Consider the following 20,841-nt stretch of genomic DNA (forward strand, 5'->3'; position numbering starts at 1 on the left):
GAGACAGAGGCAGCCCGTCGCGAATGCGGGCCGCCGGGCACTCACGCCCGGGGCAGCACGATCTGCCGGTGGTCCTTGCTCTGGCGGTACAGCACGGCGACGTTGCCGATGCGCTGGACCAGAGTCGCGGCGGCGCGTCCGGCCAGCTCGGCGATCATCGCGTCCCGGGCGTCGCGGTCCTCGGCGGCGACCTTCACCTTGATCAGCTCGTGGTGCTCCAGCGCCAGCTCGACCTCGGCCACCACCGCGTCCGTCAGTCCCTTGGCCCCCAGCTGGAGGATGGCCTTCAGGCCGTGGGCCTGGCCACGGAGGAAGCGGATCTGGGCGTTGGTCAACGGACTGGGCATGCGCGAAGGGGAAGATGGGAACGGCGGGCAGGGTATCATGGCCCGCAGGCCGGCCCCGCCGGACCGGCGCCCCGTCCGTCCCCCTTCCGAGCGCCCCGCATGACCCGCAGCAAGAGCAGCCACCGCTGGCTCAGGGAGCATTTCTCCGATCCCTACGTCAAGAAGGCGCAGGCGGAGGGCATGCGCTCGCGGGCGGCCTACAAGCTGGAGGAGCTGGTCGAACGCGACCGCCTGCTCAAGCCGGGCATGGTGGTGGTCGACCTCGGCGCGGCCCCGGGCGGCTGGTCGCAGTGGGTCCGCCAGGCCCTGGGCGACAGCGGCCGGGTGGTGGCGCTGGACATCCTGGAGATGCCCTCGCTGGCGGGGGTCGAATTCATCCATGGCGACTTCCGCGAGGACGCGGTCCTGGCCAGCCTGGAAGACTTGCTGAACGGGCAGCCCGTGGACCTTGTGCTCTCCGACATGGCGCCCAATATGAGCGGGGTGGATGCGGTGGACCTGCCGCGGGCCATGCATCTGGCGGAACTGGCGATGGACTTCGCCGACCGCCACCTCCGGCCCGGCGGCACCTTCCTGATCAAGCTGTTCCAGGGGGTGGGGTTCGATGCGTACGTCCGGGACTTGCGTGCCCGCTACGACCGTGTCGTGATCCGCAAACCGGCGGCTTCGCGCCGGCGCTCGACCGAGGTGTACGCCCTGGCACAGGGCCGACGCCCCGGGGCGCCCCGCTGAGGCCCTTCGAAACGATTCTTCTGAAAAGTCCTGCGGGACGAGCGACGGGATGAACAACTTGGGCAGGAATCTGATGTTGTGGGTGATCGTCGCCATCGTGCTGATGGCGGTGTTCAACCTGTTCGGCAACGGCGCCGGGCTCGGCGTGGCCGACAAGCCCCTGACCTACGACCAGTTCGTCGATCAGGTCCGCAGCGACCGCGTCACCAAGGTGGAAATCCAGGAAGACGGGATGACTATCCGCGGCGAACGCAAGGACGGCTCCAAGTTCTACACCTACAGCCCGGGTGACCGGGACATGGTCAACGATCTGATCAAGCACAAGGTCCAGATCGTGCAGAACCCGCCGTCGTCGGGTCGCAACATCTTCCTCGGCCTGCTGCTGAACCTGCTGCCGATCGCGTTGCTGGTGGGCCTGTTCTTCTACTTCCTGCGCCAGATGCAGCAGGGCGGCACCAAGGGCGCGATGTCCTTCGGCCGCTCGCGCGCCAAGCTGCTCAACGAGGACCAGACCAAGGCCACCTTCGCCGACGTCGCCGGTTGCGACGAGGCCAAGGAGGAAGTCGCCGAGCTGGTCGAGTTCCTGCGCGACCCCGGCAAGTTCCAGAAGCTCGGCGGCAAGATCCCGCGCGGCGTGCTGATGGTCGGCCCGCCGGGCACCGGCAAGACCCTGCTCGCCCGCGCCATCGCCGGCGAGGCCCGCGTGCCGTTCTTCAGCATCTCCGGCTCGGACTTCGTCGAGATGTTCGTCGGCGTCGGCGCCAGCCGCGTGCGCGACATGTTCGAGCAGGCGAAGAAGCACGCGCCGTGCATCATCTTCATCGACGAGATCGACGCCGTCGGCCGCCATCGCGGCTCCGGCATGGGCGGCGGCCACGACGAGCGCGAGCAGACCCTCAACCAGATGCTGGTCGAGATGGACGGCTTCGAGGGCGGCGAGGGCGTGATCGTGATCGCCGCGACCAACCGCCCCGACGTGCTTGACAAGGCGCTGCTGCGTCCGGGCCGCTTCGACCGCCAGGTCATGGTCGGCCTGCCCGACATCAAGGGCCGCGAGCAGATCCTGCGCGTGCACATGCGCAAGGTCCCGCTGAGCGACAACGTGCGCCCCGACCTGCTGGCGCGCGGCACCCCGGGCTTCTCCGGCGCCGATCTCGCCAACCTCGTGAACGAGGCCGCACTGTTCGCCGCGCGCCGCAACAAGCGCGAAGTGGACATGGCGGACTTCGAGGACGCGAAGGACAAGATTTTCATGGGTCCCGAGCGCCGCAGCATGGTCATGCGCGACGAGGAACGCCGCAACACCGCGTACCACGAGTCTGGCCATGCGGTGGTGGCGATGTCGCTGCCGAAGGCCGACCCGGTGCACAAGGTCACGATCATGCCGCGCGGCTGGGCGCTGGGCCTGACTTGGCAGTTGCCCGAGCACGACCGCATCAGCGGCTACCGCGACAAGATGCTGGAGGAGATCGCGATCCTGTTCGGCGGCCGCATTGCCGAGGAGATCTTCATGGGCGAGATGTCGACCGGTGCCTCCAACGACTTCGAGCGCGCGACCAAGTTGGCGCGCGGCATGGTCACCCGCTACGGCATGTCCGACGCGCTGGGCACGATGGTCTACGCCGACGCCGAGTCCGGTTACGGCATCCAGAACAAGACCATCTCCGAGGCCACGCAGCAGAAGGTCGACGCCGAGATCCGCCGCATCCTCGACGAGCAGTACGGCGTCGCGCGCAGCATCCTCGAACAGAAGCGCGACCGGGTCGAAGTGATGGCCGCCGCGCTGCTGGAATGGGAAACCATCGATGCCGACCAGGTGAAGGACATCATGGAAGGCCGTCCGCCGCGCCCGCCGGTGGGCAACGGCAAGAGCGACAAGGACAAGGACGACAGCCTGCCGCGGCCGCAGGCCCCGGCGATCGGCGGTCCCGCCGCGACGACCTGATCGCGCCCGTCTCCCGCTTGCCAGTGTTCCCGCGAAAGGCCAGAGTCCGCTCTGGCCTTTTTCGTGTCCGCTGCCCATGTTCGACATCGCCCCCCGGCTGGACTGCGCCGGCAGACTCCTCGTTCTCGATCGCCCGCGGGTCATGGGCATCGTCAACGTCACCCCCGATTCCTTTTCCGACGGCGGCGCGCACGCCAGCGTCGACGCCGCGGTCGCGCACGCGCTGCGGCTGGCCGAGGAGGGCGCCGACGTGCTCGACATCGGCGGCGAGTCCACGCGCCCGGGTGCGGCCGAGGTGCCGGTCGACGAGGAACTGGCGCGGGTCATCCCGGTGATCGAGCGGCTGGCGCAGGCGACGCTGCTGCCGATCAGCATCGACACCTCGAAGCCGGAGGTGATGCGCGCCGCGGTCGCCGCCGGTGCCGGCATGATCAACGACGTGTACGCGCTGCGCCGCGAGGGCGCGCTGGACGCCGCGGCGTCGCTGCGCGTGCCGGTCGTGCTGATGCACATGCAGGGCGAGCCGCGCGCGATGCAGGACGCGCCGGACTACGACGACGTGGTCGCCGACGTCCATCGCTTCCTCGCCGAGCGCATCTTCTCGGCGGAGATGGCCGGCATCGACAAGAAGCGCATCGTCGTCGACCCCGGCTTCGGCTTCGGCAAGACCTCGGCGCACAACCTCGCGCTGCTGGCGCGCTTCGATCGCTTCGCCGACCTCGGCGTGCCGGTGCTGGCGGGTCTGTCGCGCAAGCGCACCATCGGCGAGCTGACCGGCCGCGACGTGCCGGCCGAGCGCGTGCACGGCTCCGTCGCCGCGCATCTCATCGCCGTGCAGCGCGGCGCGATGCTGGTGCGCGTGCATGACGTCGCGGCCACCGTCGACGCGCTGAAGGTGTGGAACGCGGTCGCCGCGGTGCCGATGCCGAAGCCCAAAGCGGCGGCGCCGGCGATCCGCTGGCCCGACGAATGAGTCCGCGCCCGTGAGCGCATGCCGATGAGTGCATGCCGGTTATGCACACGGGCTGTGGACAACCCTTGGAAGAACCCTGTGCACAACCGCCTGCGAGCCTGTCGTGGTGCGGCCTGCAGCGATGCGGCGAAATTTTCGCCACGCGATGCTTCGCATCGGCGTGGCGGAAAAAGCATCAATCGCGTGCAGCCCGCGCGGTGACTGGGCTGCAGCGGTCCGTCCACAACTTCGTGCACGGGTTGTCCACAGCGGCTGTGGATGACGCATGCGGACGTGGTGCGGTGGCGTGGAACATCATCGCCGCGGTGTCGATGCCGGAGCCGGATACCGCGCCACCGATGCGCCGTCGTCGCAACGAGCGAGAACGGTTTCGGTTATGCACACCGCCTGTGGACAACCCTTGGAAGAACCCTGTGCACAACCGGCTGCGAGCCTGTCGTGGCGCGGCCTGCAGCGATGCGGCGAAATTTTCGCCGCGTGTTTTTTCGCATCGACGTGGCGGAAAAAGCGCCAATCGCGTGCAGCCCGCACGGTGACTGGGCTGCAGCGGTCCGTCCACAACTTCGTGCACGGGTTGTCCACAGCGGCTGTGGATGACGCATCCGGATGACCCGCGTCGCGTCGCCCGGCGTCGCGCGAGGAACCGGTGTCAGGCGTTGCGCACGCGCAGGTACACGCCGACGATGACCGCGATCACCAGGCCCAGCACCAGCAGGCGGCCGATGCGGAACGCCGGCTTGGGATCGACCGAAGACTGCACGTCCGCAGGCAGGTCGCCCTGGCCGACGATCACTTCGAGCCCGACCGGATGCTGGTCGCTGTCGCGCTCGACCGTCACCAGCAGCGGCGGCCGGTCGGCACCGGGTGCGGGCAGCGTCTTCAGCACCGTGCCCTGCAGGATCGCGCCGGACTTGCGGTTGAGAGCGGTGTAGGCCTCGAACAGCCCCGGGCCCATCGCCGCGGCGAGTTCGGCGTCGCTGCGCTTGCCGTAAGCGGCTTCGAGCCGCTGCCCGATCGTGCCCTGCGAGGCGGACTTCTCCATCCGCGACGGCGTGAACACCACGGTCATGTCGCCGAGCGGCGTCTTCACCCCGTCGAAGCTGCCGCTGACGACGATGTCGCCCGTCGGGTCGGGGCTCGCCGAGATGGCGTACATCCGGTAGGCCACCCAGACCTCCTCGTCGGGATCGAGGGTCGCGGGCATCGGCAGGGTGATGTGGTCGGTGCTGCCCGGCGCCAGCGGGGTCGGCAGCGTCTGCCGGACGAGTTCGCCCGCCTGCGCGGCGATCGGCAGCAGGCCGCACAGCACGAACATGCCGGACAGCAGCATGCACATGCGCCGGAGGCATCTCGGGAGAAGCGTCATCGTCGGAGTCCCCGCAAAGAGGCGGAGGATGCCGGTCGCTCAGGCGGCACGCAACGGGGCCGTGCGGGCACGGAAGGCTTCGACCCGCGGGTCGATGATCCGGAACCACAGCGGCGGGCACAGCGCCAGCAGGAACATCGAGGCGTAGCCGCCGGGCAGTTGCGGGCTGTCGGCGTGGTGGCGCAGCACTTGGTAGCGGCGGCGCGGCAGCGCGTGGTGATCGGAGTGGCGCTGCAGCTGGAACAGCAGCAGGTTGCTCAGCAGGTAGTCCGAGTTCCACGAATGCAGCGGCGTCGTGCGCTCGTAGCGGCCGTCGGCCAGCTGGCGGCGTTCGAGGCCGTAGTGCTCGATGTAGTTGATGATCTCCAGCGAGCAGGCGGCGAAGAACCCCTGCGCCACGAAATACATCACGCCGGCCGGTCCCAGCCACAGCGCGAAGCCCGCGCCCAGCGCCAGCCACAGTGCGCTCCAGCCGAGCAGTTCGTTGCGCGGGTTCCACCACGGAAGTCCGCGCGCGGCGAGGCGCTGCGCCTCCAGCCGCCATGCATTCGTCGTGTTGCGCACCAGCGCGCGCGGCAGGAAATGCCACAGCGATTCGCGGAAGCGCGCGCTGGAGGCATCGGCGGGCGTCGAGACGTGCACGTGGTGGCCGCGGACGTGTTCGACCTTGAAGCCGTGGTAGCCGACCGAAGTCAGCAGCAGTCCGCCCGCGGCGCGTTCGAGCCGCGTGTCGCGATGGATCAGTTCGTGCGCGACGTTGATCGCCAGCACGCCGCCGACGATGCCCTGCGACAGCAGCCAGCCGGCGATGCCGAGCGGCCCGAAGCCGGCCTCGACGAAGTGCCGGCCCGACCACAGCATCACCGCGACCTGCACGGGCAGGGCGGCGAGGGTCATCGCCGCGAAGCCGCGATCGCGCTCCAGCATCGTCTCGTCGCCGGGTGCGGGATTGCGCGGATCGTGGCCCAGCGCGTAGTCGGCCAGCGGCACCAGCACGAACAGGAACACTAGCGGCCACCAGGCCATCGCGTCGGGGTGGCCGGTGAGCGTGCCGAGCCAGGCCGCGCCCGGCATCAGCGCCGGCACGACGAACACGATCAGGAAGCCGAGGCGTTTCCAGAGCGGCATGCGGGCGGGGCCGGGCAGGGACGGTGCCGACAGGCTACCCCGGCCGCAAGGCCGCGCAAGCCCCCGGCCGGGCTGCGTCGCGCCGGTGCCGCGGGGTATCCTCGCCGCTTCCCGACTGCTGCCCGGAACCGCGCATGACCGCAGGCCAACCGCTGCTCATCACCTTCGGCCTCTACCTCGGCGCCATGATCCTGATCGGGTTCTGGGCCTGGCGGTCGACCCGCAGCTTCGACGACTACATCCTCGGCGGGCGTTCGCTGGGCAGCGTGGTCACCGCGCTGTCGGCCGGCGCCTCGGACATGAGCGGCTGGCTGCTGATGGGCCTGCCCGGCGCGCTGTACGCCGGCGGCGTGTCGGAGGCGTGGATCGCGCTGGGCCTGATCGCCGGCGCCTGGGCCAACTGGAAGTTCGTCGCCGGTCCGCTGCGCGTCTACACCGAGCGCACCCGCAACGCGCTGACGCTGCCGGACTACTTCACCCATCGCTTCGAAGACAAGCAGAAGCTGCTGCGCGTGTTCTCGGCCGTCGTCATCCTGGTGTTCTTCGCCGTGTACTGCGCCAGCGGCATCGTCGCCGGCGCGCGCCTGTTCGAGAGCGTGTTCGGCGTGCCCTACGCGCAGGCGCTGTGGTGGGGCGCGGCCGCGACCATCCTCTACACGCTGGTCGGCGGCTTCCTCGCGGTCAGCTGGACCGACACCGTGCAGGCCTCGCTGATGATCTTCGCGCTGGTGCTGACGCCGATCGTGGTCGTGCTCGGCAGCGGCGGCGTCACCTCCAGCCTTGCGCTGATCGAGCAGGTTGATCCGGGCAAGCTCGACTGGTTCAAGGGCGGCACGCTGGGCGCGGTCGGGATCATTTCGCTGATGGCGTGGGGGCTGGGCTACTTCGGCCAGCCGCACATCCTCGCCCGCTTCATGGCGGCGGATTCGCTGACCACCATCCCCAAGGCGCGCCGCATCGGCATGACCTGGATGGTGCTGTGCCTGTTCGGCGCGATGGCCGTCGGCTTCTTCGGCAACGCCTACTTCGCGCAGCATCCCGACCAGGTCGGCCCGGTCGCCGAGAATTCCGAGCGCGTCTTCATCCAGCTCGCCACCGTGCTGTTCAATCCTTGGGTGGCGGGTGTGCTGCTGTCGGCCATCCTCGCCGCGATCATGAGCACGCTGTCGTGCCAGCTGCTGGTGTGCTCAAGCGCACTCACCGAGGACTTCTACAAGGGCTTCCTGCGCCCGAACGCCGGCCAGCGTGAACTGGTGTGGTTCGGCCGCGCGATGGTGCTGACGGTCGCGCTGCTGGCGATCTGGATCGCGCGCGATCCGGACAGCCGCGTGCTCGGCCTGGTGTCGTACGCGTGGGCCGGCTTCGGCGCCGCGTTCGGCCCGGTCGTGCTGTGCTCGCTGTTCTGGGGCCGCATGACCCGCAACGGCGCGTTGGCCGGCATGATCGCCGGTGCCGCGACCGTGATCCTTTGGAAGGAGATCGCGGTGAAGCAGCACGGCAGCGGCCTGTACGAAATGGTGCCGGGCGTGATCGCGGCGACGCTCGCGATCCTCGTCGTCAGCCGCCTCGGCAAACCGCCCTCCGACGCCGTGCAGTTCACGCACAAGGGCGTGCAGGAGACGTTGAAGGTGCACGGGTATTGAGCGGCATGTCCACGAATTCCTTTGCCGTCATCCTCGCGCAAGCGAGGACCTGCACATGATCAGCGGCAGAGTCGGGTCCTCGCTTGCGCGAGGATGACGATGCTTTCCCGATAGCGCCTATCGCCATGCCCGCCGACACCCGCCCCCTCGCCATCGCGCTGATGGGCCCGACCGCGTCGGGCAAGACCGCGCTCGCGCTCGACTGGGCGACGCGCTTCGGCGGCGAGATCGTCAGCGTCGACTCGGCGCTGGTCTACCGCGGGCTCGACATCGGCGCGGCCAAGCCCACGGCGGCGGAGCAGGCGACCGTCCCGCACCACCTCATCGATGTGCGCGATCCATGGCAGCCGTATTCCGCCGCCGAGTTCGCCGCCGATGCGCGCGCCGCCGTCGAGGCCATCGTCGCCCGCGGGCGACTGCCGATCCTCGCCGGCGGCACCGGCCTGTACTTCCGCGCGCTGCTCGACGGTCTGTCGGCGATGCCCGAGGCCGATGCCGCCGTCCGCGCGCAGCTCGATGCCGAGGCCGCCGAACGCGGCTGGGCGGCGCTGCACGCGGAACTGGCGACGGTCGATCCCGTTGCCGCGGCGCGCATCCACGCCACCGATCCGCAGCGCATCCGCCGCGCGCTGGAGGTCTACCGGGTCAGCGGCCGGCCGATCAGCGCCTGGCAGCGCGACGCCGCGGCCGGGCCGCGCTTCCCGTGCCGCGTGCTGCGGCTGGCGATCGCGCCGGCCGATCGCGCCGTGCTGCACGCCCGGATCGAGCGCCGCTTCGACGCCATGCTCGCCGACGGTTTCCTCGACGAAGTCCGCGCCCTGCGCGCGCTGCCGGCGCTGCGCGACCATCCGGCGCCGCTGGACCTGCCCGCGCTGCGCGCCGTCGGTTACCGCCAGGCCTGGGAGCATCTCGACGGCGCCACGGATGCCGCGACCTTCCGCGACCGCGGCATCTTCGCCACCCGGCAATTGGCCAAGCGCCAGCTCACCTGGCTGCGCGGCCTGCAGGACCTCCGCTGGCTCGATCCGGCAAAAGACCCGAAAGGCCTCGAAAGTGCGGTGAACGGGTTTCTTTCCGCGACCGGGGGAAGCAAGCCGGACCATCGTCCGACTTCCGGTCAGCTCCCGGTTATGTAACCATCGGGGTTCCGGTGGGGGAGTCGCCTCGTTTCGGCGACCGGACCGGCTTGTCGCACATCACCGACACCAGAGCATCGTCAGCAGTCATGTTCCAGCCAATAACAAGACCCAGAACGGGGAGCACCATGTCGAAGGGGCAGTCCTTGCAGGATCCTTTCCTGAACGCCTTGCGCCGCGAGCGCGTTCCGGTCTCCATCTATCTCGTCAACGGCATCAAGCTGCAGGGCACGATCGAATCGTTCGATCAGTTCGTCGTCCTGCTGCGCAACACCGTCAGCCAGATGGTCTACAAGCACGCCATTTCCACGGTCGTGCCCGCGCGCAACGTGCGTGTCGGCCCCGGTGGCGGCTACGTGCACGCGGCCGACCAGGACGATGCGCCGGGCGGCATGCTGCCGGTCGACCAGGACTGACGCCGCGGGCGCCCTCCGGCGCCCCGACGCCAACCCCGTGATCCGGGATGCGGCGCTCCGGCGCCGCAACGGTCATACTGCGCGTCCTCCATTGACGGACCTTCCGGTTTGTTCGAACGATCCCGAAAGGGCGAGACCGCACTGCTGATCCAGCCGCACGCCGGCGGCCCGCCCGAGCCCGACGTGCTGGAGGAGTTCGCCGACCTGGCCCGCTCCGCCGGCGCCACCGTCGCGGCCCTGCTGCACGCCCGCATCGACCGCCCCAACGCCGCGCTGCTCATCGGCACCGGCAAGCTGGAGGAGGCCAAGGTCGCGGCCGACGCCACCGGCGCCGACCTCGTGCTGGTCAACCACCCGCTGAGCCCGGTGCAGGAGCGCAACCTCGAGAAGGCGCTCGGCCGCCGCGTGGTCGACCGCACCGGCCTGATCCTCGACATCTTCGCCCAGCGCGCGCGCAGCCACGAAGGCAAGCTCCAGGTCGAACTGGCGCAGCTGCGGCACATGGCCACGCGCCTCGTGCGCGGCTGGACCCACCTCGAACGCCAGCGCGGCGGTTCGATCGGCCTGCGCGGCCCCGGCGAAACCCAGCTCGAAACCGACCGCCGCCTGCTGCAGAAGCGCGTCGAACAACTGCAGCGCCGGCTCGACAAGGTCGAAGTGCAGCACACGCAGATGCGCCGCGCCCGCGTGCGCAGCGAACTGCCACGCGTCGCGCTGGTCGGCTATACCAACGCCGGCAAATCCACGCTGTTCAACGCACTGACCGGTGCCGAGGCCTACGCTGCGGACAAGCTGTTCGCCACGCTCGATCCCACCGTGCGCCGCATCGCGCTGCCCGGCGGCGGCGTGGTGCTGGCCGATACCGTCGGCTTCGTGCGCGACCTGCCGCACGAACTCGTCGCCGCCTTCCGCTCGACGCTGTCCGAAGCGCGCGAGGCCGACCTGCTGCTGCACGTCATCGATGCCGCCGACCCGCATCGCGACGATCGCATCCGCCAGGTCGATGAAGTGCTGGCCGAAGTGGGCGCCGGCGACCTGCCGCAGTTGCTGGTCTTCAACAAGATCGACCGCATCGAGGGCGCGGTGCCGCGGCATGATCCCGCGGTGCATCCGACCGACGACGGCACCGTCGTCGATCACGGCCTCGACGAAGTCGCGCGCGAACGCGTGTGGCTGTCGGCGCGCGATGGGCTGGGGCTGGACCTGCTGCGCGATGCGCTGGTGGCGCGGCTGGGCCTGCGCCGCGTGCTCGGCCGCGTGCGCCTGCCCGCGCGCGCCGGCGCGCTGCGTGCCCGGCTGTTCGCGCTGGAGGCCGTGCGCGCGGAAACGCACGAGGACGACGGCGGCTGGACGCTGGACGTCGACCTGGCCCGCGCCGACGCCGAGAAGCTGGCCGCCGGTCCCGGCGGCGATGCGCTGGAGCCGCTGCTGCCCCGCGGCGCGGACGACGACACCTTGTAAACTGCCGGACGCGCCCGCATCCCTGCGGGGCACATCGGCTTCGGAGCGGGCATGGCCTGGAACACCCCCGGCAAAGGCGACAACCGAGATTCCTCTTCCGGCGGCGGTCGCGATCCCTGGAAACGGGGCAGCGGACGCGGCGGCAACGACCTGCTCGCGAAACTGCGCGGCTTCTTCGACGGGGGCGGCGGCGCGGGCAATCCGCTGCGCTGGCTGCCGGTCGTGGTCGCACTCTGGCTGAGCTTCTCCTGCTTCGTGCTGATCACCGAGCAGGAACGCGGCGTGGTCCTGCGCTTCGGTGCGTTCTCGCGGATCATGTCCCCGGGCCCCGGCTTCAAGCTGCCGTGGCCGATCGAGACGGTGGAGAAGGTCAACGCCACCGAGATCAAGACCCTCAGCGACACCGTGCCGGTGCTCACCAGCGACGAGAACATCGTCAACGTCGAGTTCAACGTGCAGTACCGCATCAGCGACGCCCGCCAGGCGCTGTTCGGGACCCGCGACGCCGAGATCGTGCTGAAGGAAGCCACGCTCAGTTCCGTGCGCGAACAGGTCGGCCGTTCGCCACTGGACACCGTGCTCGGCGCGCGCGATGCGCTGGCCGTGGCCGCGCGTGCGCGGCTGCAGAAGTCGCTCGAAGCCTACCGCACCGGCCTGGTCGTCACCGAACTGAACCTGCCCAACGCGCGTCCGCCGGATGAAGTGAAGCCCGCGTTCGACGACGTGAACAGCGCGCAGCAGGACAAGGACCGCCTGATCAGCGAGGCCCGCGCCTACGCCGCGAAGGTGGTGCCCGAGGCGCGCGGCGAAGCGGCGCGCACCCGCACCGTCGCCGAAGGCTACAAGACCGCGTCCATCGCCCGCGCCACCGGCGACGCGCAGCGCTTCACCCTGCTGCTGCAGCAGTATCGCGGCGCGCCCGATGTCACCCGCAAGCGCCTGTGGCTGGAGACCGTGCAGCAGGTGCTGGCCGAGAACCGCAAGGTCGTCGGTGGCGACAGCCGCCAGGTGCTGTACCTGCCGCCCGCGCCGGCCCGCGCGCCGGCCGTGTCCGGCGCCGCGTCCGCAGCGCCCACGCCCGAGATGGTCGCGCCGATGGTCACCGCCACGCCGGACGACGACGTGCGCAAGCCCCGCGGCACCGATCGCGAAGGAGAAGGCCGATGAAACCGACCCTCTGGATTCCCGCCGCGCTCGCCGCGCTGTTCCTGCTGCTGACGACGTCGTTCGTCGTGCCCGAAGGCCACACCGCGATCGTGCTGAACCTCGGCAAGGTCGTGCGCAGCGACCTCGGTCCCGGCCTGCATTTCAAGGTGCCGCTGCTTGAAAGCGCGCGCATCTACGACGCCCGCCCGCAGGTGCTGCCGGACGAACCCGACCGTTACCTCACCTCCGAGCGCAAGGACGTGAGCGTCGACTATTTCGTGATCTGGCAGATCCGCGACACCCGCGCGTTCTACCGCGCCACCGCCGGTGACGAGGATGCCGCGGTGGTCCGCCTCAAGCCGATGATCAAGGACGCGCTGCGCAGCGAGATCAACACCCGCACGCTGTCGCAGGTGGTGTCGGGCGAGCGCAGCACGTTCGCCGGCACCCAGCTGTCGACGATCAACAAGGGCGCAGCCACGCTGGGCGTGCGGATCATCGACCTGCGCATCAAGCAGATCGACCTGCCGACCGACAGCAAGGTGATTGGCGACGTCTACAACCGCATGCGCGCGCAGCGCCACCAGGTCGCCAGCCAGCTGCGCGCCGAGGGCGCCGAGCAGGCCAACGAGATCCGCGCCCGCGCCGATCGCGACCAGGCGGTGATCCTCGCCGAGGCCGAACGCGACGCGCAGAAGCTGCGCGGCGAAGGCGATGCCGAGGCCGCGCGCCTCTACGGTACCGCCGCCGGCGCCGACCCGGCGTTCTACGCCTTCCAGCGCAGCCTCGAGGCCTACCGCGAGTCGTTCAAGGACGGCCAGGCGGTGATCGTGCTCGACAAGGACGATCCGTTCCTGCAGTACATGCGCAGCGATCGGTGAGCCAACGCATGCGCTCCATCCGACGGCGAGGCATCGCATGCCTCGCCGTTGTCTTGTGCGGGTGCGCATCGGTCCACGAGGCGCCGACGGCGGGCATGCCTGCCGTGAAGGCAGATGGATGGCAGAACGTCTGCTACGACGGTTTCGCCGAGGACGTCGATGCCATCGCCGGGCCGGATGCGATCGACTGCGGTTTCCACGTCGGGCCCGGTGCCTCGTCGCGCGACATCGCGCAGTGGCAGGCCTGCGCGCGCGATGCGCTCGCCGGCGGAACACCCGTCAAGTTCGGATACCGGAGCCACGGTGACGATTCCGCCTTCTGCGATGTCGCGATCCGCACGCCGGAAGGCGAACTGATCTCCTGGTATCTCGATTTCGACGTGACCGGCGGCGGAGGAACGGGGCCGAGTTCCGCGCTGTGGGCGTCGCGCTGCACGGGCATCGCCTTCGAGCCCGGCACCATCGGTCCCGGCAGTTTCTTCCATCTGAACGGTTGCGAGGAATTGACGTCGGGGCGCGTGTGGGACATCCGGCAGGCCCGTCTGCGCTGAACACGTCGCGCGCATCGCCATGACCGACCTCTGGACCGCACTCTCCCTCGCCGCCGTGATCGAAGGCCTGCTGCTCTTCGCCTTCCCGGGCGCGTGGCGCCGCACCGCGGAACACCTGCTGTCGATGCCGCCGACGCGCTTGCGCGTGTTGGGTGCGTGCGTGATCGCGGCCGGATTGTTCGGCCTCTACCTCATGCGCGGCTGATCAAACGCGCGCGCGCCATCCAGACGATCGATCGCACGCGGGCACCGCACGTGCCGATGCCGTGCAATCCGCCCGAAACCGTGACGTTTTCCGGCGCGCGCTTTCATTTTCTTCCGCGCCGTGATGAAGATGCGCGTGCGGGGTACGACGTCGTGCCGAAGGAATCGGAACACAACGCGTCGTGCGTCGCCACGTCGTCGGCATCGGCCGAGCGGCTGGCCGACGTTCCATTCGCACATGCTATGGAGAGGCTTGTCATGAAAGACACGATCCACGCACGCCGCCGCAACCGGACGCTGCGCCGCAGTCTCATCGCCCTTGCCCTGCTGTCCGTCGGCGCATCCGCGCACGCCGCCACCTGCGTCGCCTACAACCCGGGCAACAAGGCGAACAAGCTCTACCTGCTGTATCCCACCGCGCCGCTGGCGTATCCCTCGTTCGGCTTTTCCGCCGGCTCGGTGACCAATCCCGCCGCACCGTTCAGTGCGGCCGACCTGCCCAGCTACACCGGCACCACGACCGCGCTGCGCGACGCCGTCACGCATGTCGTCGAACTCGACTACTGCGAGTTCAACGTGCAGGTGATCCCGACCTCGACGCTGCCGCCGGCCACGTTCCCGCGCCGCAACACGGTCGCGGTGACGACGAAGTCCGACATCACCGACGGCCTGTTCGGCCTCGCGCAGGCCGTGGACACTGGCGACCCGACCGCGGTCGACTACGCCTACGTCTGGGGCAAGACCTACCAGGACTGGACCGGCGGCCCGGGCGGCGCGCTCAACGGCGCCAATTCCACGCTCGATCGCTGGGCGAACTCGATCGGCGGCACCGCCGCGCACGAGGCCGGCCACAACTACGGCCTCGCGCACAACACCACCGTCGCCGCCGGCGAGGACACCTACAAGCACCACGTGATGCCGGCCGGCGGCAGCCTGAACGCCGAGGACCGCGCGGGTTACCGCCGCCATTTCAGCGACGGCGAATTCTCCACGCTCGCGGCGAACGTCGGCCTGTCGCTGCAGACGATGTGGAACTGGGACCTGGTGAATCCGAACGCGGCCGCGGCGTACAGCCTCGACATGACCATCCTGTATCCGTCGACGACGCCCCCGGTGGTCGCGTGGTCGTACGGCGGCTGCAACAGCCCGTGGCTCAACCCGACGGTGATCGGCCCGACCGGCGGCGCGCAGGTGTTCCAGGGCAACACCTATTACCCGTACACGCTGCGCTGGAGCGCGCCCAACGGTGGTAGCTGCGTCGGCGCGCCCGGGCAGGCGCCGGGCGGCGTGCTGTTCCACATCGGTGCCACGTTCACCACGGTGAACTTCAACCTCAACACGCCGAACCCGATCGTCATCAAGGACGTGATCCTGCGCGACAACGGCGGCACCGCGATGACGCTCAACCCGCGCCTGCACGCCTTCGATGCCGGCACGCTGGACACCATCGGCGGCAGGCTCAACCTCGGCGTGTTCAACGCGAACGCCGCCGCGGCCCCGCTGCAGTTGGCCAACCTGCGCATGCAGGAACTGCCGCGCGTGCAGGCGCTGGACCAGATGGTGCCGGGCGGGCGCATCGCCGACTTCACCGGCATGCCGTTCGAGCCCTGGCCCAACACCACGCGCACGCTGGTGGACAAGGCCACGACCATCGAGCCCGGCAAGGGCCTGAGCCTGCCGATCGCCCGGCTGGACCAGCCGCGCCACGTGTACGAGGTGATCACCGCCGACGACTGCCTCAAGGCGCTGGCCGACCGCCTGACCAGCGGGCCCGATACCACCGACTGCTTCCCGGGCACCAACATCGACCTGTTCCCGTCGACCACGATGTACTTCGTCGGCGACAGCATCGACCCGGCCGCCACGTACTGGGATCCGGTGAAGCGGGCCTACGTCCGCGGCCCGCTGACCAGCCGCACCTACTACCAGGTGACCGGTCGCCGGCTCGACACCAACAAGAACGGCGTCGACGACTACATCGACCGCCAGCAGGCCAAGGCCGGCGCCCGCTGACCCGCGTTCGCCGACCCCGTGCCTGCCGACCCCGTGCCGCGGGGTGGACGGCCCCGCCGTTCATCCCGCGGCCGGCAAAAACCGGCGCCGAGGGTGGCCCCGGGGGGCCGAAACCCGGATAATGCACAAAAGCCGGACGGGGCCCACGCCCCGCCGGCTTTTTCCGTGTCGGAGGGTCGAGATCCGCAGGAGCGCCGGGAGGCGCGACCTGCGCATGACCCTCGTCGACGCATCAGGTCGCGCCTCCCGGCGCTCCTACAACGAAACATCCGGAGTCAGGTCATGGGTCAATCAGTGGTGGTGTTGGGCGCCCAGTGGGGCGACGAGGGCAAGGGCAAGATCGTCGATCTGCTCACCCAGGACATCGGCGCCGTCGTGCGCTTCCAGGGCGGCCACAACGCCGGCCACACGCTGGTGATCGGCGGCAAGAAGACGGTGCTGCACCTGATTCCCTCCGGCATCCTGCGCGACGACGCACTCTGCCTCATCGGCAACGGCGTGGTGCTGCACCCCGGCGCCCTGCAGAAGGAGATCGCCGAGCTCGAAGCCAACGGCGTCGACGTGCGCAGCCGCCTCAAGATCAGCCCGGCCACGCCGATCATCATGCCGTACCACATCGCGCTGGATCAGGCCCGCGAGAAGGCCGCCGGCAAGGACGCGATCGGCACCACCGGCCGCGGCATCGGCCCCGCGTACGAAGACAAGGTCGCGCGCCGCGGCATCCGCGTCGCCGACCTGCGCTACCCGGCCGAACTCGCCGAGAAGCTGCGCGCCGCGCTCGACTACCACAACTTCGTGCTGACCCAGTACCTCAAGGTCGACGCCATCGATTTCCAGCAGACGCTGGACGAAGCGCTGGCCTTCGGCGAATACGTCGAACCGATGAAGTCCGACGTCGCCGGCATCCTCCACGACCTGCGCAAGCAGGGCAAACGCGTGCTGTTCGAAGGCGCGCAGGGCTCGCTGCTCGACATCGACCACGGCACGTACCCGTACGTCACCTCGTCGAACACCACCGTCGGCGGCGCACTCGCCGGCACCGGCGTCGGCGCCGACGCCATCGACTACGTGCTGGGCATCGCCAAGGCCTACGCCACCCGCGTCGGCGGCGGCCCGTTCCCGACCGAACTCGACGACGACGTGGGGCAGGGCATCCGCGACCGCGGCCAGGAATACGGCGCCACCACCGGCCGCCCGCGCCGCTGCGGCTGGATGGACATCGTGGCCCTCAAAAGAGCGGTCGCCATCAACGGCATCACCGGCCTGTGCATCACCAAGCTCGACATCCTCGACGGCATGGAGAAGCTCAAGATCTGCATCGCCTACGAGTACCACGGCAAGCGCAGCGAATACGCCCCGCTGGACGCCGACGGCTGGCGCGAGTGCAAGCCGGTGTACCTGGAATTTCCGGGCTGGAGCGAATCCACCGCCGGCATCACCGAGTGGGACAAACTCCCGCCCGCCGCCCGCGCCTACCTGCGCGCGCTGGAAGAACTCGCCGGCTGCCCGCTGGCGATCGTCAGCACCGGCCCTGATCGCGACGCGAACATCGTCCTGCGCGACCCGTTCGCCTGATCGCGACATCTCAGCTGTCATCCCGAGCCGAAGGCGAGGGACCTGCTTCACGCACTTCACGAAGCCCCGCACCGCGGGGTTTCGTGCTTTTCGCGCACATGCATGACATGCCGGCGCCGTGCGATACCTCCGTCCCACCGCTGTCATCCCGAGCCGCAGGCGAGGGACCTGCTTGTCATGCGACACAATTCCTGCATTGCGTAGTGTTCCGCTGTTCTTGCATGCATGGCATGCCGATATCGCGCGATAAGCGCGTCGCCCAACCACTGTCATCCCGAGCCGCAGGCGAGGGACCTGCTTGTCACGCGACACATCACCGCACGCCGCACTGACCTCCTGCCGTGCGCACGAATGACGACGCGCCGAAGTCGCGCAACACGGTCCGCTCCCACCCCTGTCATCCCGAGCAGCAGGCGAGGGATCTGCTAGTCACGCGAGACATCACCGCGCGTCGCGGAACCTTCTCCCGTGCACACCACGACGGATCGGAACCGCGTCCTGATTTCAGGCGATGCGGCGCGCCGCTCGATGCATCGCCCGCGATGCGCGCGCGCACGATTTCCGGCACAGTGCCCACGCGTCCCGACGGAGCCCCGCCATGACCCACGCCGACCTCCTCGTCCGCCCGCTGCACCGCGACGACCGCATGCAGTGGCAACCGCTGTGGGACGGCTACAACGCCTTCTACGGCCGCAGCGGCGACACCGGATTGCCCCAGGCGATCACCGATTGCACCTGGGAACGCTTCTTCAACCCCGTCGAACCCGTGTTCGCCCTCGTCGCCGAGCGCGACGGCCGCCTCGTCGGGCTCACGCACTACCTGTTCCACCGCAGCACCACCCGCATCGAACCGGTCTGCTACCTGCAGGACCTGTTCACCGATCCCGACCAGCGCGGGCAGGGCATCGGCCGCCGCCTGATCGAAGCCGTCTCCCGTGAAGCCCAGGCCGCCGGCGCCCACCGCGTCTACTGGCAGACCCACGTCGACAACGCCACCGGCCGCGCCCTCTACGACAAGGTCGCCCAACACCTCGGCTTCATCGTCTACACCCGCGACGCCGGCTGAGCCGCCGCACCAAACCCATCCCCACCCCGGCCCTCCCCTTGAAGGGGGGCGGCGGCGCGTCGTCCATCATGGCGGCAAGCCTTTCCGCCTTCTGTGGGAGCGGCGTGAGCCGCGACACCCGCCGCGGCAAGCCCATCCTTGTAGGAGCGCCGGAAGGCGCGACCACCGACGCGGCAGGCATTGCCTGTGGGAGCGACGGGAGTCGCGACAAACGCGGCGGCAAGCTCTTCCCGCCGCTCGTATTCGCCCCGTGTCCACACACCGTCATCCTCGCGCATGCGAGGACCCAAGCCTGATCGCCACGAAGCGTTGGGTCCTCGCATGCGCGAGGATGACGGCCTTGTACCTTCGTTGCGCGGCTCGCTGGAACCCATCCCCACCCTGGCCCTCCCCTTGAAGGGGAGGGAGAAAAGCAGCACCGTGCTGTTTGTGGGGGCAACGTGAGCCGCGACACCCGCCGCCAACGCACCACCCCAACGAAAAAGCCCGCTTCCGCGGGCTTTTTCGCATGATGGACCGCACGGGCAGGGCGGCGCCCCAAGACGCCACCCCGCAAAAGCCACGACGTCAGGGCGCCGTCGTCGACGTCTGCAGCCGCACCCGCGTGACGCTCACGCCGTTGCCGGCCGCCGGTTCCTTCCACTTCTGCCCGACGAGCAGATTGGTCGGCTCGAAGCGCACCCCGATCTGGTCGGCGGACTGGATGCCCAGTTCCTGCAACTGCCCGCTGACCTGATAGACGAGGTCGCCGAGCGAGCCGCCATCGCCATGCCCCGGATGCGCCGGACCCGCGCCGAACATGCTGATCGTGGCGATGTAGCTGGCGCGCTTCGGATGCGCCTTGTCGAAGAGGTAGACCTTGTAGGTCAGCGTCGGCAGCCCGACCAGCTTCACGTCTTCCAGCACCAGGTAGGTCTGGCCGGTGGCATTGGTGTCGATGACCGCCTCGTTCTCCATGCCGGACTTCGGCGCCGCCTGCAGCGACACGTCGACGGGCTTGCTGCCCAGCATCACCGGCTTGCTCGTCGTGCGCGGCTGATGCACCTTCAGCGGACCAACCTTTTCGGTCGCCGCGGCCAGCAGCAGCGGACGGGCCTGCACCGGATTGGCGCCGCAGTTCTGCAACTGGTCGTACTGCGGCGTGTACTTCTCCGAGAACACGTCGGCCACCTTCACGGTCACCGGCTGGCCGTTCTCGTCGATGAAGGTGTATTGCTGCTCGTACCAACTGTCGGGCATGCCGAGGTTGGCCTTCGCCCACGCCAGGTCGATCGGCTTGCCGCCGGCCTTGCCCACCATCCAGCACTGCCACAGCCGGTCGATGTTGGCGTGGTGCATGTAGAACACCGGATCGGCGCCCGCGATCGGCACCAGCCCGATGTCCGGCATCACGCAGCCCGACCCGACGGCGCAGTGCATCGCACCATGCGGCTGGCCCTGCAGCGTGTTCGAGAAGTTGGTGAAGTCGTTGAACGCGAACGCCTGCGACGCATCGGCGGACTGCGGGTCCATCACCACCTTCGCCTCGTTCAGGCCGGGCGTCCGCCACTGGTCCTTCAGCGTGTTCGGATCACCGACGACCAGCGGCGGCAGCGCGATGCCTTTCTGCGCCGGCACGTAGTTGTCGAAGTAGTTCCAGTACGGCAGCGCGAAGTTCGGGTCCTTCGAGCGTTTGCGCACCGTGCGCTCGAAGTAGTACAGGTAGAAGCGGTGCCACGGCAGGAAGAACAGGTTGCCGTGCTGGCACGTGCCCCAGATCGAATCGGTGAAGCCGTCCGGCGGCACGTTCACGTTCACCACGTGCTGGTAGTACGTGTCGCACACGCTCTTCGGATAGGCCTGCAGGCACTGCGGCATGCGGTAGTTGGTGATGTAGGCCTCCATGCTGGTGGCATGCGTGCCCGTGCCGATGTAACCGTGCGTGTTGGCCCAGTAGGCCAGGCTGGTGCGGAAGTCGACGGACATCGGGTCCGCGCCGCTGGCCACCCGCATCGACTCGATCGCGGCCTTCAGGTTCGCGACCTTCGCGGGATCCTTCGAGAACTCGGCGACGCTGATGCGGACGGACTGGGCGTGGACGACGCCACACGCGAGACACCACAACAGCGCCAACAACATCCCCCTCACTGCATGGACGGATCGCATACATCACTCCTTGATACGTGAACCGGCGGATGGACATGACCTGAGACGAATCATGTAGCCGATCGGCAGGTGAGTTCTCTACCCTCGACAGACCAAGGAGAACTCATGAAGAA

The 20,841-nt window shown here is 69.1% G+C and carries 18 protein-coding genes; 14 read left to right on the forward strand and 4 right to left on the reverse strand.

From position 1 onward, the window contains the following. Positions 1 to 41: 41 nt before the first annotated feature. Positions 42 to 347: a ribosome assembly RNA-binding protein YhbY gene (gene yhbY / locus ACT53Q_RS17940; protein WP_476188023.1), complete on the reverse strand. Its 306-nt coding sequence runs from the start codon at positions 345 to 347 to the stop codon at positions 42 to 44. A gap of 99 nt (positions 348 to 446) precedes the next feature. Here yhbY and rlmE point away from each other — a divergent pair, with 99 nt between their 5' ends. From rlmE to folP, 3 genes are all read left to right on the forward strand, one after another. Further along, positions 447 to 1,079: a 23S rRNA (uridine(2552)-2'-O)-methyltransferase RlmE gene (gene rlmE, locus ACT53Q_RS17945; RefSeq protein WP_476188024.1), complete on the forward strand. Its 633-nt coding sequence runs from the start codon at positions 447 to 449 to the stop codon at positions 1,077 to 1,079. 49 nt (positions 1,080 to 1,128) lie between these two features. Next, positions 1,129 to 3,024: an ATP-dependent zinc metalloprotease FtsH gene (ftsH, locus tag ACT53Q_RS17950; protein ID WP_476188025.1), complete on the forward strand. Its 1,896-nt coding sequence runs from the start codon at positions 1,129 to 1,131 to the stop codon at positions 3,022 to 3,024. A gap of 76 nt (positions 3,025 to 3,100) precedes the next feature. Further along, positions 3,101 to 3,997, forward strand: a complete 897-nt coding sequence (gene folP, locus ACT53Q_RS17955) for a dihydropteroate synthase (RefSeq protein ID WP_476188026.1) — start codon at positions 3,101 to 3,103, stop codon at positions 3,995 to 3,997. 649 nt (positions 3,998 to 4,646) lie between these two features. Here folP and ACT53Q_RS17960 read toward each other — a convergent pair. Together ACT53Q_RS17960 and ACT53Q_RS17965 are read right to left on the reverse strand one after the other, a co-directional pair. Beyond that, positions 4,647 to 5,327 carry a hypothetical protein gene (locus tag ACT53Q_RS17960; protein ID WP_476188027.1) on the reverse strand — a complete coding sequence of 227 codons (681 nt, stop codon included), beginning with the start codon at positions 5,325 to 5,327 and terminating at the stop codon, positions 4,647 to 4,649. A 75-nt stretch (positions 5,328 to 5,402) separates the two neighbouring features. Continuing rightward, a complete protein-coding gene (locus ACT53Q_RS17965) occupies positions 5,403 to 6,491 on the reverse strand; it encodes an alkane 1-monooxygenase (RefSeq protein WP_476188028.1) in 1,089 nt (362 codons plus the stop codon). Between the two features lie 134 nt (positions 6,492 to 6,625). Here ACT53Q_RS17965 and putP point away from each other — a divergent pair, with 134 nt between their 5' ends. The 11 genes from putP to ACT53Q_RS18020 all read left to right on the forward strand — a co-directional run bounded on the left by putP (position 6,626) and on the right by ACT53Q_RS18020 (position 18,583). Beyond that, a complete protein-coding gene (gene putP / locus ACT53Q_RS17970) occupies positions 6,626 to 8,134 on the forward strand; it encodes a sodium/proline symporter PutP (RefSeq protein ID WP_476188029.1) in 1,509 nt (502 codons plus the stop codon). 125 nt (positions 8,135 to 8,259) lie between these two features. After that, on the forward strand, positions 8,260 to 9,270 hold the full coding sequence (gene miaA / locus ACT53Q_RS17975; protein WP_476188030.1) for a tRNA (adenosine(37)-N6)-dimethylallyltransferase MiaA: 1,011 nt from the start codon (positions 8,260 to 8,262) through the stop codon (positions 9,268 to 9,270). A 128-nt stretch (positions 9,271 to 9,398) separates the two neighbouring features. Beyond that, entirely contained in the window at positions 9,399 to 9,686 is a 288-nt protein-coding gene (hfq, locus tag ACT53Q_RS17980; RefSeq protein ID WP_476188031.1) for an RNA chaperone Hfq, read from the forward strand. 108 nt (positions 9,687 to 9,794) lie between these two features. Continuing rightward, the gene (hflX, locus tag ACT53Q_RS17985) at positions 9,795 to 11,147 is read left to right on the forward strand and encodes a ribosome rescue GTPase HflX (RefSeq protein ID WP_476188032.1); all 1,353 of its coding nucleotides are present in this window, start codon (positions 9,795 to 9,797) and stop codon (positions 11,145 to 11,147) included. A 51-nt stretch (positions 11,148 to 11,198) separates the two neighbouring features. Then, on the forward strand, positions 11,199 to 12,314 hold the full coding sequence (gene hflK / locus ACT53Q_RS17990) for an FtsH protease activity modulator HflK (RefSeq protein WP_476188033.1): 1,116 nt from the start codon (positions 11,199 to 11,201) through the stop codon (positions 12,312 to 12,314). Beyond that, on the forward strand, positions 12,311 to 13,174 hold the full coding sequence (hflC, locus tag ACT53Q_RS17995; RefSeq protein ID WP_476188034.1) for a protease modulator HflC: 864 nt from the start codon (positions 12,311 to 12,313) through the stop codon (positions 13,172 to 13,174). Before hflK ends, hflC begins: the two co-directional genes overlap by 4 nt. 95 nt (positions 13,175 to 13,269) lie before the next feature. Then, positions 13,270 to 13,725, forward strand: coding sequence for a hypothetical protein (locus ACT53Q_RS18000; RefSeq protein ID WP_476188035.1), 456 nt, complete (start codon positions 13,270 to 13,272; stop codon positions 13,723 to 13,725). A 19-nt stretch (positions 13,726 to 13,744) separates the two neighbouring features. After that, on the forward strand, positions 13,745 to 13,930 hold the full coding sequence (locus ACT53Q_RS18005; RefSeq protein WP_476188036.1) for a DUF2065 domain-containing protein: 186 nt from the start codon (positions 13,745 to 13,747) through the stop codon (positions 13,928 to 13,930). A gap of 257 nt (positions 13,931 to 14,187) precedes the next feature. Next, the gene (locus tag ACT53Q_RS18010; RefSeq protein WP_476188037.1) at positions 14,188 to 15,942 is read left to right on the forward strand and encodes a hypothetical protein; all 1,755 of its coding nucleotides are present in this window, start codon (positions 14,188 to 14,190) and stop codon (positions 15,940 to 15,942) included. Between the two features lie 282 nt (positions 15,943 to 16,224). Next, on the forward strand, positions 16,225 to 17,517 hold the full coding sequence (locus ACT53Q_RS18015; RefSeq protein ID WP_476188038.1) for an adenylosuccinate synthase: 1,293 nt from the start codon (positions 16,225 to 16,227) through the stop codon (positions 17,515 to 17,517). A 598-nt stretch (positions 17,518 to 18,115) separates the two neighbouring features. Next, positions 18,116 to 18,583, forward strand: coding sequence for an N-acetyltransferase family protein (locus ACT53Q_RS18020; protein WP_476188039.1), 468 nt, complete (start codon positions 18,116 to 18,118; stop codon positions 18,581 to 18,583). A gap of 567 nt (positions 18,584 to 19,150) precedes the next feature. Here the strand turns inward: ACT53Q_RS18020 and ACT53Q_RS18025 are convergent. Then, entirely contained in the window at positions 19,151 to 20,728 is a 1,578-nt protein-coding gene (locus ACT53Q_RS18025) for a tyrosinase family protein (RefSeq protein WP_476188040.1), read from the reverse strand. Positions 20,729 to 20,841: the final 113 nt, after the last annotated feature.

Source organism: Lysobacter sp. DMC97, assembly GCF_056313745.1.